This window comes from Streptomyces sp. FH025 (assembly GCF_017427025.1).
In the GTDB taxonomy this organism is placed as follows: Bacteria; Actinomycetota; Actinomycetes; order Streptomycetales; family Streptomycetaceae; genus Kitasatospora.
Genome location: NZ_JAFLNG010000162.1, coordinates 1 through 12518, shown reverse-complemented (window position 1 = coordinate 12518; position 12518 = coordinate 1). Strand labels below are relative to the sequence as shown.

At 73.6% G+C, this 12518-nt stretch carries 15 protein-coding genes; 2 read left to right on the top strand and 13 right to left on the bottom strand.

The window, feature by feature from the left end; all coding sequences use genetic code 11:
* From J0670_RS14360 to groES, 3 genes are all read right to left on the bottom strand, one after another.
* A partial coding sequence (locus J0670_RS14360) for a LysR family transcriptional regulator (RefSeq protein ID WP_207811940.1) occupies window positions 1–605 on the bottom strand: 605 nt, incomplete at its 3' end.
* A gap of 164 nt (window positions 606–769) precedes the next feature.
* On the bottom strand, window positions 770–2401 hold the full coding sequence (groL, locus tag J0670_RS14355) for a chaperonin GroEL (RefSeq protein ID WP_207811939.1): 1632 nt from the start codon (window positions 2399–2401) through the stop codon (window positions 770–772).
* Between the two features lie 116 nt (window positions 2402–2517).
* Window positions 2518–2823, bottom strand: a complete 306-nt coding sequence (groES, locus tag J0670_RS14350; RefSeq protein WP_014136232.1) for a co-chaperone GroES — start codon at window positions 2821–2823, stop codon at window positions 2518–2520.
* A 264-nt stretch (window positions 2824–3087) separates the two neighbouring features.
* Between groES and J0670_RS14345 the strand changes: the two genes are divergently transcribed.
* A complete protein-coding gene (locus J0670_RS14345; protein WP_374223103.1) occupies window positions 3088–4284 on the top strand; it encodes an SAM-dependent methyltransferase in 1197 nt (398 codons plus the stop codon).
* A 6-nt stretch (window positions 4285–4290) separates the two neighbouring features.
* Here J0670_RS14345 and J0670_RS14340 read toward each other — a convergent pair whose 3' ends face one another.
* The 5 genes from J0670_RS14340 to tsaB form a co-directional block, all read right to left on the bottom strand.
* Entirely contained in the window at window positions 4291–5190 is a 900-nt protein-coding gene (locus J0670_RS14340; RefSeq protein WP_207811937.1) for a polysaccharide deacetylase family protein, read from the bottom strand.
* Between the two features lie 108 nt (window positions 5191–5298).
* Window positions 5299–5559 carry a hypothetical protein gene (locus tag J0670_RS14335; RefSeq protein WP_207811936.1) on the bottom strand — a complete coding sequence of 87 codons (261 nt, stop codon included), beginning with the start codon at window positions 5557–5559 and terminating at the stop codon, window positions 5299–5301.
* On the bottom strand, window positions 5556–6647 hold the full coding sequence (gene tsaD, locus J0670_RS14330) for a tRNA (adenosine(37)-N6)-threonylcarbamoyltransferase complex transferase subunit TsaD (RefSeq protein WP_207811935.1): 1092 nt from the start codon (window positions 6645–6647) through the stop codon (window positions 5556–5558). Before tsaD ends, J0670_RS14335 begins: the two co-directional genes overlap by 4 nt.
* Entirely contained in the window at window positions 6640–7128 is a 489-nt protein-coding gene (gene rimI, locus J0670_RS14325; RefSeq protein ID WP_207811942.1) for a ribosomal protein S18-alanine N-acetyltransferase, read from the bottom strand. Before rimI ends, tsaD begins: the two co-directional genes overlap by 8 nt.
* A 23-nt stretch (window positions 7129–7151) precedes the next feature.
* On the bottom strand, window positions 7152–7826 hold the full coding sequence (gene tsaB, locus J0670_RS14320) for a tRNA (adenosine(37)-N6)-threonylcarbamoyltransferase complex dimerization subunit type 1 TsaB (RefSeq protein ID WP_207811934.1): 675 nt from the start codon (window positions 7824–7826) through the stop codon (window positions 7152–7154).
* A 162-nt stretch (window positions 7827–7988) separates the two neighbouring features.
* Here tsaB and J0670_RS14315 point away from each other — a divergent pair, with 162 nt between their 5' ends.
* Window positions 7989–8555 carry a hypothetical protein gene (locus tag J0670_RS14315; RefSeq protein WP_207811941.1) on the top strand — a complete coding sequence of 189 codons (567 nt, stop codon included), beginning with the start codon at window positions 7989–7991 and terminating at the stop codon, window positions 8553–8555.
* Window positions 8556–8575: 20 nt separating this feature from the next.
* Here the strand turns inward: J0670_RS14315 and J0670_RS14310 are convergent, their stop codons facing one another.
* The 5 genes from J0670_RS14310 to J0670_RS14290 form a co-directional block, all read right to left on the bottom strand.
* Complete coding sequence (locus J0670_RS14310; RefSeq protein WP_207811933.1) at window positions 8576–8770, bottom strand: hypothetical protein; 195 nt, start codon at window positions 8768–8770, stop codon at window positions 8576–8578.
* A 117-nt stretch (window positions 8771–8887) separates the two neighbouring features.
* The gene (gene tsaE / locus J0670_RS14305) at window positions 8888–9382 is read right to left on the bottom strand and encodes a tRNA (adenosine(37)-N6)-threonylcarbamoyltransferase complex ATPase subunit type 1 TsaE (RefSeq protein WP_207811932.1); all 495 of its coding nucleotides are present in this window, start codon (window positions 9380–9382) and stop codon (window positions 8888–8890) included.
* Window positions 9383–9543: 161 nt separating this feature from the next.
* Window positions 9544–10758, bottom strand: a complete 1215-nt coding sequence (locus tag J0670_RS14300) for an alpha/beta fold hydrolase (protein ID WP_207811931.1) — start codon at window positions 10756–10758, stop codon at window positions 9544–9546.
* Window positions 10755–11954 carry an alanine racemase gene (gene alr, locus J0670_RS14295; RefSeq protein ID WP_207811930.1) on the bottom strand — a complete coding sequence of 400 codons (1200 nt, stop codon included), beginning with the start codon at window positions 11952–11954 and terminating at the stop codon, window positions 10755–10757. Before alr ends, J0670_RS14300 begins: the two co-directional genes overlap by 4 nt.
* A gap of 150 nt (window positions 11955–12104) precedes the next feature.
* Window positions 12105–12518, bottom strand: a 414-nt coding sequence (locus tag J0670_RS14290; protein ID WP_279383002.1) for an NAD(P)H-hydrate dehydratase, incomplete at its 5' end; no start/stop codon positions are given.

Below are 12518 nucleotides of genomic sequence, written 5' to 3'. Positions count from 1 at the left end.
CCCACCAGGGGGTCGTCCAGCAGCGGGGTGACCACCAGATCGGACCAGTCGGTGCCGGCCGACAGCTGCTGCGCCTCCAGGTTCGCCTCGGCCCGCGCCTCGCGCGGCGAACCGTGGGCGGGAGCCTGCAGCGCGGCGGCGCCGTCGGACTGCGGGTAGCGGAAGGCCAGCGCGATCTCGCACTCCCCGCCGCGCAGCATCGCCAGCGACTCCGGCGGCTCCGCCTCGACCAGCGACACGCGCACCCCCGGATGGCTGTCCCGCAGGCGGGCGACCGCGGGCGGCACCAGGGTGGAACTCGCGGTCGGGAAGGAGACCAGCCGCACCCGTCCGGCCCGCAGCCCGGCGATCGCGGCCACCTCCTCCTCGGCGGCGGAGAGCCCCGCCAGGATTCCGGTGGCATGCTTGAGCAGGACCCGCCCGGCCTCGCTCAGCTGCATCCCGCGGCCCGAACGGACCACCAGCGGGGTGTCCACGGACTTCTCCAGGGCCTTCATCTGCTGGCTGATGGCAGGCTGCGTACACCCCAGCTCGCGGGCGGCGGCGGAGAAGGAACCGGTGCGGGCGACGGCACGCAGGACGCGCAGATGGCGGGCCTCGATCATGCCTCAGTTATAAGGCAATCTTTGCATTCTGCAAAATTCTACTGATAGTTGAAGACTGAAGGACACCCCGCCCGACAACACCGGAGGCCCGGTCCGCGCCCCGAGGGGTGCGGACCGGGCCTCCGGTCAGGCGTTCAGGCACTCAGGCCTCAGGCGCTCGGGCCTCAGTGGGAGTGGCCGTGGCCGTGCGAGTGGCCGGCACCGTTCTCGGCCTCCTCCTCCTTCTTCTCCACCACGAGGGTCTCGGTGGTGAGCAGCAGGGAGGCGATCGAGGCGGCGTTCTCCAGGGCGGAGCGGGTGACCTTGACCGGGTCGATGACGCCGGCCTTCACCAGGTCGCCGTACTCGCCGGTGGCCGCGTTGTAGCCCTGGCCGAGCTCCAGCTCGGAGACCTTGGAGGTGATGACGTAGCCCTCCAGGCCGGCGTTCTGGGCGATCCAGCGCAGCGGCTCGTGCAGCGCCTTGCGGACCACGGCGACACCGGTGGCCTCGTCACCCGACAGGCCCAGGCCGTCGTTCAGGACCTTGGCGGCGTGCACCAGGGAGGCGCCACCACCGGCGACGATGCCCTCCTCGACCGCGGCGCGGGTCGCCGAGATGGCGTCCTCCAGGCGGTGCTTGCGCTCCTTCAGCTCCACCTCGGTGGCGGCGCCGACCTTGATGACGCAGACGCCGCCGGCCAGCTTGGCCAGGCGCTCCTGCAGCTTCTCGCGGTCCCAGTCGGAGTCGGTCGCGGCGATCTCGCCCTTGATCTGGGCGACGCGGCCGGCCACGGCCTCGGCGTCACCGGCACCGTCGACGACCGTGGTCTCGTCCTTGGTGATGGTCACGCGGCGGGCGGTGCCCAGCACGTCCAGGCCGACCTGGTCGAGCTTGAGGCCGACCTCCTCGGAGATGACCGTGCCGCCGGTCAGGACGGCCAGGTCGCCGAGGATCGCCTTGCGGCGGTCGCCGAAGCCCGGGGCCTTGACGGCGACGGCGTTGAAGGTGCCGCGGATCTTGTTCACGACCAGGGTCGACAGCGCCTCGCCGTCGACGTCCTCGGCGATGATCAGCAGCGGCTTGGAGGCACCGCCCTGCAGGATCTTCTCCAGCAGCGGCAGCAGCTCCTGGATGGAGGAGATCTTGCCCTGGTTGATCAGGATGTACGGGTCCTCGAGGACCGCCTCCTGACGCTCCGCGTCGGTGACGAAGTACGGCGACAGGTAGCCCTTGTCGAACTGCATGCCCTCGGTGAAGTCCAGCTCCACGCCGAAGGTGTTCGACTCCTCGACGGTGATGACACCGTCCTTGCCGACCTTGTCGATCGCCTCGGCGATCAGCTCGCCGACCTGGGTGTCCTGGGCGGAGAGGGACGCGACGGCGGCGACGTCGTCCTTGCCCTCGATCTCGCGGGCCACCGAGAGCAGGTGCTCGGAGACGGCGGCGACGGCCTTGTCGATGCCCTTCTTCAGGGCGGCCGGGCCGGCACCGGCGGCGACGTTGCGCAGACCCTCGTTGACCAGGGCCTGGGCCAGCACGGTGGCGGTGGTGGTGCCGTCACCCGCGACGTCGTTGGTCTTGGTGGCGACCTCCTTGACGAGCTGCGCGCCAAGGTTCTCGTACGGGTCGTCCAGCTCGACCTCACGGGCGATGGTGACACCGTCGTTGGTGATGGTCGGGGCGCCGAACTTCTTGTCGATGACGACGTTGCGGCCCTTGGGGCCGATGGTCACCTTGACGGTGTCGGCCAGCTTGTTGACACCGCGCTCCAGCGAGCGGCGGGCGTCCTCGTCGAACTGCAGGATCTTCGCCATGTTCCCTATTCCCTCGGGGCTGCGGCCGGCCCACCGGCCGCCGAACTACGTGAACCAACAACCACGCCCCGGGCCCCTGTCACTTGGGACACGGATCCGGGGCGGGTCGGAACGTCTTACTTCTCGATGATCGCGAGGACGTCGCGGGCCGAGAGCACCAGGTACTCCTCGCCCTGGTACTTCACCTCGGTGCCGCCGTACTTCGAGTACAGGACGATGTCACCGACGGCGACGTCGAGCGGCAGACGCTGGCCGTCCTCGAAGCGGCCCGGGCCGACGGCCAGGACGACGCCCTCCTGGGGCTTCTCCTTGGCGGTGTCCGGGATAACCAGGCCGGAGGCCGTGGTGGTCTCGGCGTCGAGCGGCTGGACCACGATGCGGTCCTCGAGCGGCTTGATGGCAACCTTGCTGCTGGTGGTCACGTCCGAGCTCCCCTTCGGAGATTACGGGGTTTTCTAACGGGTAGGGGCGAACCTGCGGGCCTGCCGTCGCGGGGGTCAGACACGCGTCTTCGCGTTAGCACTCCCCCACTGGGGAGTGCCAAGGATGACCATAGGCCGCCGTTAGCACTCAGTCAACCAGAGTGCCAACGACGCGCCCTGGGAACTCGCGCCACGGGTGACCGGGCCCCGAGTTCCCGTACGCGTGTGCGGTCGCGGCCCGCTCACGGCGGGCCGCCCCGGCCCGTGACCGGTCAGAATGAGCCCGTGGACACCGAGAACCTCCAGCCCCTGCTGACCCCCGAGGGTCAGGCCCTGCTCGCCGAGCTGCGCGAGTTCGCCCCCGAGGAGGAGCTGGCGCTGGCCACCCGGCTGCGGCGGGAGCACCCGGCCGAGCTGGTGTCCGCGGCCTTCGGGCAGGCCCGGCTGCGGCAGCGGGCGCGGGCGAAGTTCGGGGCGGACGCCGACCTGATGTACTTCACGCCCAACGGCGTCGAGCAGTCCACCCGGCGCAGCGTGGCCGAGTGGCGGGCGCGCCGCTTCGCCGAGCTGGGCGTACGGCGGCTCGCGGACCTGTGCTGCGGGATCGGCGGGGACGTGCTGGCGCTGGCCCGGGCCGGGATCAGCGTGCTGGCCGTCGACCGGGATCCGGCCGCCTGCGCCGCCACCGCGGCCAACGCCGCCGCGCTGGGCCTGGCCGAGCTGGTCGAGGTGCGCTGCGCGGACGTCGCCGACGTGGACGTCACCGGCTACGACGCGGTGTTCACCGACCCCGCGCGGCGCACCTCCCGCGGCCGGGTGTTCGACCCCGAGGCGTACGCCCCACCGCTCTCCTGGGCGATCGAGGCCGGCCGGCGGACCCCGATCGGCGCGCTGAAGGTGGCCCCGGGCATCCCGCACGAGGCGGTCCCGGCGGACGCCGAGGCCGAGTGGGTCTCCGACCACGGGGACGTCAAGGAGGCGGTGCTCTGGTTCGGCACCGGGGCCGCCCGCCCGCACCGCGCGACCCTGCTCCCGCAGGGCGCCAGCCTGACCGGCGGCGACCTGCCCGACCCGCCGGCCGGCCCGGTCGGGCGGTACCTCTACGAGCCGGACGGCGCGGTGATCCGGGCGCACCTGGTGGCCGAGGTGGCCGAGCAGGTCGGCGGCCGGCTGATCGACCCGAAGATCGCCTACCTGACCTCGGACGCACTGGTCGCCACCCCGTACGCGCACGCCTTCGAGCTCACCGACGTGCTGCCGTTCCACATCAAGAAGCTGAAGGCGCTGCTGCGCGAGCGCGGGGTCGGCACGGTGGTGATCAAGAAGCGCGGGATGGCGATCACCCCGGAGGAGCTGCGCCGCCAGCTCAAGCCCTCCGGGCCGAACACCGTCACGGTGATCCTCAGCCGCACCGACCACGGACCGCTGATGATGCTCGGGCAGCCCGTACAGGCCGGTTAGGGGCGCTCAGGAGGCCGGCGCCTGGATGTAGTCCTCCAGCCGGGCCACCGAGAAGCCCTGCTCCTGGATCCGGGCCAGCAGGTCGCCGAACATCTGGGTCATCGTGGCGCCCTTGAGCTCCTTGGGGCCGCGGAAGTGCGCCAGGATGATGTCGCCGGACTTCAGCTTCTTGTCGCCCGTCTGGTACTGCATGTCGTGGATCTGCATCGACTCGCGCCACAGCACGATGGCGCGCGGGCCGCACTGCTGCACCGACTCGTTGAGCGTCGGGGTGTTGGCGCCGTCGCCGAACGGCGGGCGGAACAGCAGCGGGGCGGTGCCGTACTGCTGGGTGAGCGCGGCCTGGTCGTCGCAGATCTCGCCCTTCTGCTTCTCCGGCGAGAGCTTGCTCATCACGGGGTGGGTGACGGTGTGGTTCTGGATGTGGTTGCCCAGCGCCTGGAGCGGTTTGAAGTAGCCGTAGTCGTTCCTGACTATGTCCTTGGTCAGGAACATCGAGATCGGCACCTTGAGGTCGGTGAGCATCTCGACGAACTTCGGGTCCTTCTCGGCGCCGTCGTCGATGGTGATGAAGACGACCTTGTCGTTCGTCTTCACATCGCTGAACACCGGTACGGTGCCGGTCCGTTCGAGCTTGATGGGCTTGTCGGCGGGCGGCGCGGGGGCCGGGGCGAGCGGCTTGAGGTTCCACTTCGCCCAGGCCGCGGCGTCGCCCTCGGCCGGGGCCGTGCCGGGCGTGGCGGCCGCGGCGGCCGGCGTGGTGCCGGCGGGCTGGGGGGCGGCCGTGGTCGCGGCCGGGGCGGCGCTGCCGCCACCCCCGTTGTCGCCGCACGCGGTGGCGAAGGCCAGCAGGGCCAGGGCCCCCGCCGCGTACGTCCTGGTCCTGTTCCGCCCGTTCCTGCTCACCGCACCGCGCTCCCGGCTTCCGTCCAGCTTCCTCTCAGCTATGCACGGTAGCGGCCGGGGCGGCGGTTCCTCGTATCACCCTCTTTTCGGATTACTCGATGCGCCCACTCACTCGACGTGCTCGCTGGTGAAGGACCAGCGGTGCACCGGGCGGCCGAGCAGTTCGGCCGGAGGGTCGGCGACGGGCGCGGGCTCGCCGCTCCACCAGGTGATCAGCAGCACCCGCTCCCCGGGGGCGGAGAGCAGCTCGACGCGCTCCAGGCCGACCGCGCCACGGACTGCGGGCAGCGCGAACTCCCGCACCCAGCTGGCGAGTTCGCCCCCTCGACCGGACGCCGCCCGGGCCTCCCACATCGCCGCGACGGTCATGCCGCGCCGCCGCCGAGGGCGTCGTAGGCCTGGCCGTGGAAATCCGTGTGAGGCACGTGGACGTCGGTGACGGGCAGCGAGGAGTCCGCCGACAGGTCGAAGGCGGAGGGCGTGCGGTCCCGCCACACCATCTCGGCGCCCAGCGCCGCCACCATCGCGCCGTTGTCGGTGCACAGGCCCGGCCGGGGCACCCGCAGCCGGATGCCGGCCCGGTCGCAGCGCTGCTGGGCCATCTCGCGCAGCCGGGAGTTGGCCGCGACGCCGCCGCCGATCATCAGGTGGTCGACGCCGTTGTCCCTGCACGCCTTGACGGCCTTGCGGGTGAGCACGTCGGTGACCGCCTCCTGGAAGGAGGCCGCCACGTCGGCGATCGGCACCTCCTCGCCGGCCCGGCGCTTGGCCTCCACCCAGCGGGCGACGGCGGTCTTCAGGCCGGAGAAGGAGAAGTCGTACTCCGGGTCGTTCCGGCCGCTCAGGCCGCGCGGGAAGTTGATCGCCTTGGGGTCGCCCTCGCGGGCGGTGCGGTCGACGATCGGGCCGCCGGGGAAGCCGAGGCCGAGCACCCGGGCGACCTTGTCGAAGGCCTCGCCGGCCGCGTCGTCGATGGTCGCGCCGAGCGGGCGGACGTCGCTGGTGATGTCCTCGCTGAGCAGCAGCGAGGAGTGCCCGCCGGAGACCAGCAGGGCCATCGTCGGCGAGGGCAGCCGGCCGTGCTCCAGCTGGTCGACGCAGATGTGCGAGGCGAGGTGGTTGACCCCGTACAGCGGCTTGTCCAGCGCCCAGGCGTACGCCTTCGCGGCGCTGACGCCGACCAGCAGCGCGCCGGCCAGGCCGGGCCCGGCAGTGACGGCGATGCCGTCCAGGTCGCTCGCCTTGATCCCGGCGGTGTCCAGGGCGCGCTGGATGGTCGGGACCATCGCCTCCAGGTGCGCGCGACTGGCGATCTCGGGGACGACGCCGCCGAAGCGGGCGTGGTCGTTGACGCTGGAGGCGACCGCGTCGGCCAGCAGCGTGGTGCCGCGCACGATGCCGACGCCGGTCTCGTCGCAGGAGGTCTCGATGCCGAGGACGAGCGGTTCGTCAGCCATGGCGGGTGTCCTCAATGTCCTTCGGGTCAGTGCTGTCAATGCTGGGGTGGTCGAGGCGCATCACCAGCGCGTCGACGTTGGCGGGCTGGTAGTAGCCGCGCCGGATGCCCACCGGTTCGAAGCCGTGCCGCTCGTACAGCCGCTGGGCGCGCGGGTTGTCCACCCGCACCTCCAGCAGCAGCTCGGCGCAGTCGCGCCGGGCGGCCTCCCGGATCAGGTCGGTGAGCAGCGCCGCGCCGAGGCCGGCGCCCTGGTGGCGGGAGTCGACGGCGATGGTCTGGACGTCGCCCTCACCGGCGATCGCCATCAGTCCGGCGTAGCCGACGATCCTGCCGTCCTCGGTGGTGGCGACGGTGTAGTGGCGGGTGCCGCCGGGGTGGGCCTCGGCCAGCTCGGACCAGTACATCCCGTGGGACCAGGCGTCCTCGGGGAAGAGCTTGAGCTCCAGCTCCATCACCGGCTCGATGTCCCACCAGCGCATCGGGCGCAGGGTGGTGCCGTGGTTCACGCCGGGAGCACCGCCTTGCCCCCTAGAACGGTCTTGTAGGCGGCCGGGACCTGGGCGTCCGGGCGGCGCAGGTACAGCGGGACGTTCGGCAGCAGCTCGCGCCCGGCGGCCAGCTCGGCGGCGGCGAAGCCCGCCAGGGCGCCGGCCGAGACGTGCTCGGGGCCGTGCGCGCCCGGGAAGGCGTCGGGGTAGAGCAGCGCGCCGGCGCCGACCGAGCGGGCCTGCGGCGTCAGCTCGGCCGGGCGGTCCACGCCGGGGCCCTCGGTGCGGCGGCCCTCGGCGTCGTACGAGGCCCAGTAGACCTCCTTGCGGCGCGCGTCGGTGGCCACCGTGAACGGCTCCCCGGCCAGACCCTCGGCACGGGCCTGGAAGGCGATCGCGTCCAGGGTGCAGACGCCGTGCACCGGCAGCCCGAGCGCGTGGCCGAGCGCGGCGGCGGTCACCAGGCCGACCCGCAGGCCGGTGTACGGGCCCGGGCCGACGCCGACCGCGATGCCGGTGAGCCGGTGCTTGCCCACCCCGGCCGCCCGCAGGACCTGGTCGATCGCGGGCAGCAACAGTTCGCCGTGGCGCCTGGCGTCGACCTGGTGGGTCTCGGCGAGGACGGCCGTGCCGTCGTGGACGGCGGCGGTGACGGCGGGGGTAGCGGTGTCGAACGCGAGCAGCAGCACGGGTCAAGGTTAGACCGACGTTGGGCCGACCGGCCGATCGGTCGATCGGCAAGGTGTACCACTCGGGAACACAGGTCCGATCCGCTGCCACCCGTGCGGGGGGACCTGGCACGATGGGGCCGTACGTAAACGGGACGGCAGCGGGAGCGGCACGTGGCGAAGATGGGTCCTGGAGTGGTGGTCACGGGGCTGACCCTGGGGGCCCTGGCGGTGGTGAGCCTGCTGGCCTTCCAGGCCAACGGCGCGCAGGACCGCGCGGGCGGAGCCCGTCCGACCACCGCCGCGACGTCCAGCGGGCCGGCCGCCTCCGCCACGCCGAGCGCCTCGGCCACCCCGACCGTCCCGCCGCTGCCGACCAGCTCGGGCAGCGGCACCCGGGTCGTCTACTCGATCAGCAGCCACTACGTCTGGCTGATCGACCCCAAGAAGACCCCGCAGATCGCGGCCGCCTTCCCGGTCACCCCCGGCACCGTCGAGCCGACTCCGGGCAGCTACTCGGTGTACAGCCGCACCCAGACCACCACCGGGACGGACGGCCGGCAGATCGAGCACGTGGTGCGCTTCGCGCAGCAGGAGGGCGTGGTGTTCGGGTTCAGCGCGGCGGTGGACGGCGCGACCCCGACCGCCGACCCGAAGGCCAAGACCGGCGGCATCCGCAGCGGCCGCGCCGAGGGGCAGCTGCTCTGGGACTTCGCGCCGAAGGAGACCAAGGTGGTCGTGGTCGCCTGAGGCCCCTGGCGACGGCGGGACTACGCGGCCCGGGGTGTCTCCGCCTCGGGCTCCTCGGCCTGCCGGGGCCGCGGCTCGGGCGGGGTGGACACCGCCTCCGCGGCCGCACAGGCGGCCAGCAGCGCCCGCACCGGCTCTCCCGGAGCACGGCGGGCGGGTTCTCCGGCCCCGGTGGTGCGCGCGGCGCGCTCCGGGGCGGGGGTGGTGCTCGACATGGCGCCTCCCTAGTTAGGCAGACCTAACCGCAGCACCCATCCCACCACGCCCGGCACCCCGCCCGCAACACCTTGCCGACAGCCTGTCGGCAAAACGGCGGAACCCGCCGGCCCGCGCTACCCGAGCTCCGCCAGCGCCACGCCCGCCCAGCGCGGGCCGATGCCGGTCAGCACCACCCGGCGCGGGTCGTGGTCCTCCCCCGCGGTGTCGCCGATCGCACGCTCGATCCGGACCTCCAGCCGGTCCTCGGAGAGCCGCTCGACCTTGCCCTCGCCCCACTCGACCACGACCACCGACTCCGGCAGCGAGACGTCCAGGTCGAGGTCCTCCATCTCGTCCAGGTCCCCGCCCAGCCGGTACGCGTCCACGTGCACCAGGGCCGGGCCGCCGACCAGCGAGGGGTGCACCCGGGCGATCACGAAGGTCGGCGAGGTCACCGCCCCGCGGACCTGCAGCCCCTCCCCCAGGCCCCGGGTCAGCGTGGTCTTGCCCGCTCCCAGCTCGCCGGAGAGCAGCACCAGGTCGCCCGGCCGCAGCAGCGCGGCCAGCTCCCGGCCGAGCCGGCCCATCCGCTCCGGGGTGGGGACGGTGAGTGTGGCGTGCGAGCCCATGCGCGTGTCTTGCCCTTCGCTCCGTGGCGGCGCACCGACCACCGGGCGCCACCGCTACCGTGCCACATCGCCGCCCGGACGCGCGTCCGGCGCCGATGCGTCCGGCGCCGATGCGTCCGGCGCCGATGCGTCCGGCGCCGGTGCCCGGGCGGGGTGGGGCCTCAGTCCAGATCGAGGACGGTCGACGGCGGGGGCACCGCGCCCGCGAAGTCCGCGGCCCGACGCAGCAGCGCGGCCAACTGGTGGTCGACCAACTCAGGACGCTCCAGCATCACCAGGTGCCCGGCGCCCTCCACCAGGTCCAGCTCCGCGCCGGGCAGCCGCTCGGCCATCGCCTCGCTGTGCGCCGCAGGGGTCAGCAGGTCCTTCGTCCCGGCCATCACCAGGGCGGGCAGGCCGCGCAGCACGGTCAGCGCCTCGTACTTCTCGTGCGCGCCGAACACCGGGTAGAACTCGGCGACCACGTCGATCGGGGTCGCGTCCAGCAGCTGCTCGGCGAAGCGCACCACGCCGGGGTCGACGTCCTTGCCCCCGAAGGAGAACCGCCGGTAGAAGACGGCGGCCACGTCCGAGCCCATCCGCCGGGTGGCCTCCACCAGCTCGACCTGGCGGCCCAGCAGCTTCACCACCCCGGGCGCGACCTTCTTGAACAGCTTCGCGCCGGCCTTCGGCAGGCCGAGGTTCACCTCGTTCCAGTCCCCCGCCAGGGTGCCGATCAGCGCGACCCCGGCGACCCTCCCCCAGCCTTCGGCCGGGGGGACCCCCATGCCGAACAGCTCCGGGTGCTGGTCGGCCAGCGCCATCATCGTCATGCCACCCATCGAGTGGCCGACCAGCACCAGCGGCCCGGTCGGCGCGACGGCGTCGAGCACCGCCTTGAGGTCGCCGCCCAGCTGGTCGATGCTGGCGGGCTCACCGGCCAGGTAGGTGCGGGAGCGCTCGGAGCGGCCGTGGCTGCGCTGGTCCCAGAAGACCAGCCGCAGGCCCTCGCGCAGCGTCGCGCGCTGGAAGTGCCAGCTGTCCTGGTTGAGGCAGTAGCCGTGGCAGAACACCACGGTCAGCGGCTCGGCGCCGTCCGGTTCGTCCCACCCGGTGCCGTCCAGCTCGACGTACAGCTCGGTGCCGTCCGGCGCGGCCACCGTCAGCGGGCGCCCGCGCAGCGAGCCGTACGGGGCGGCCGCGTCCAGCTCGGCCCGGGCCCGGCGGCGCATCGTCCGTCCGACCGTCAGCCGCTCGATCGCGACGCCCGCGGCCGCGCCGGCCGCCAGCACGCCGACGGAGATCCCGATCACACCCGCCCGGCTCACCCCGGAGGCCGCATCGGCCGCCTTGGCCACCGCCGCGACCGGGTTGCCCCCGGCCGGTGCGTCGGTCATGCCGGCAGACCCTCGGTGCGGCTGCCGCCCAGGTAGCGGCGGGGCACCCGGGCGCCGATCCGGGTGATGATCTCGTACGAGATGGTGCCGCAGGCGCGGGCCCAGTCCTCGGCGGTCGGCTCGCCGCGCTCGCCGTTGCCGAACAGCAGCACCTCCTCGCCGATCCCGGGGGTTTCCCCGCCCAGGTCCACCACGAACTGGTCCATCGCCACCCGGCCGGCCACCGTGCGCCACTTGCCGCCGATCTGCACCGGGCCGGTGCCGCTGGCGTGGCGCGGGATGCCGTCGCCGTAGCCGACCGGGACGAGGCCGAGCGTGGTCTCGCCGGGCGTCACGTAGTGGTGGCCGTAGCTGACCCCGTGCCCACCGGGGACGTGCTTGACCAGCGCCAGCCGGGCGCTCAGCGCCATCACCGGGCGCAGCCCGAAGTCGGCCGGCGAGCCCACCTCGGGCACCGGCGACAGGCCGTACGCGGCCAGGCCGGTGCGGACCAGGTCGAAGTGCGCCTCGGGCAGCAGCAGGGTGGCCGGGGAGTTCGCGATGTGCCGGACCTCGGGGCGCAGCCCGGCGGCCTCGGCGTGCGCCAGCGCGGCGCGGTAGGAGTCCAGCTGGGCTTGGATCGACGGGTGGCCGGGCTCGTCGGCGGCGGCGAAGTGCGACCAGACGCCGACGGCCTTCAGCAGCCCCTCGGTCTCGGCGCGCCGGACGGCGGCCACCAGCTCCGGCCAGTCGTGCGGCTGGCAGCCGTTGCGGCCCAGCCCGGTGTCGGCCTTCAGGTGGACCCGCGCCGGGATTCCGGTCTCCCGGACGGCCGCCAGCAGTTCCTCCAGCGCCCACCGGCCGCTGACCGAGACGTCCAGGTCCGCGCGCAGCGCCTCCCGCCACGGCCCGCCCGGCGTCCACAGCCAGCACAGGATGCGGGCCTGCTCCGGGCGGATGCCCGCGGCCCGCAGCGCCAGCGCCTCGTCGGGCGTCGCGCAGCCGAGCCAGCCGACCCCGTTCGCGACCGCCTCGCGGGCGCACTCGACCGCGCCGTGGCCGTAGGCGTCCGCCTTGACCGCGAGCATCACCGCCGTGCTGCCGACGCGCTCGCGCAGGGCGCCGAGGTTGTCGCGCAGGGCACCGAGGTCGATGGTCGCCTCGGCCCGTACGCCGTCGGTCAGGGTGGCTGTGCCGGTCGTGTTCGCAGTTGTCATCAGGGTCAGTCTCCCAGACGTCCCGGGGTCCTCGCCGAACGGCCCATCGGCGCGGCGGCCGATACCGGGGGCTCGCACACGCTGTCGACCTGCGGCAGCCGGCCCGTCCGCCCTGGTTGGGACGCCGGGAACGGACCGTCCGGTTCCGCCCTAGGACTCGCGCGCCGCCTCCCGTACGGCCCGCCACACCGTCGGCAGCGCCTGCGCCACCGCCAGCGCGGTCACCGGCGCGCCCGGCTCGCCCGCCGCCTTCCGGCCCGCGAGGCCGTGCAGGTAGGCGGCCACCGAGGCGGCGTCCAGGGCCGGCAGGCCGGAGGCGAGCAGCGAGCCGGCCAGTCCGGCCAGGACGTCGCCGCTGCCGGCGGTGGCCAGCCAGGAAGTGCCGGTGGGGTTCACCCGAACGGCCCCGCCCGGGTCGGCGACCACCGTGGTGGAGCCCTTCAACAGCACGGTGGCCCGGTAGGCGGCCGCCAGCCGACGGGCGGTGGCCAGCCGGGTGGCGGCCAGGTCGTCGGCGGCGGGCGGCGCGGCGCCCTCGGCGCCGGCCAGCAGCCGGGCGGCCTC

Coding starts and splice junctions, on each gene's coding strand:
- J0670_RS14335 (WP_207811936.1), bottom strand. CDS start 5,559: ATGACCGTCGCGGCGATGTGGGAGGCCCGGGCGGCGTCCGGTCGAGGG.
- tsaD (WP_207811935.1), bottom strand. CDS start 6,647: ATGGCTGACGAACCGCTCGTCCTCGGCATCGAGACCTCCTGCGACGAG.
- J0670_RS14300 (WP_207811931.1), bottom strand. CDS start 10,758: ATGACCGACGCACCGGCCGGGGGCAACCCGGTCGCGGCGGTGGCCAAG.
- J0670_RS14315 (WP_207811941.1), top strand. CDS start 7,989: ATGGGTCCTGGAGTGGTGGTCACGGGGCTGACCCTGGGGGCCCTGGCG.
- J0670_RS14310 (WP_207811933.1), bottom strand. CDS start 8,770: ATGTCGAGCACCACCCCCGCCCCGGAGCGCGCCGCGCGCACCACCGGG.
- alr (WP_207811930.1), bottom strand. CDS start 11,954: ATGACAACTGCGAACACGACCGGCACAGCCACCCTGACCGACGGCGTA.
- tsaE (WP_207811932.1), bottom strand. CDS start 9,382: ATGGGCTCGCACGCCACACTCACCGTCCCCACCCCGGAGCGGATGGGC.
- rimI (WP_207811942.1), bottom strand. CDS start 7,128: ATGCGCTGGTGGGACATCGAGCCGGTGATGGAGCTGGAGCTCAAGCTC.
- groL (WP_207811939.1), bottom strand. CDS start 2,401: ATGGCGAAGATCCTGCAGTTCGACGAGGACGCCCGCCGCTCGCTGGAG.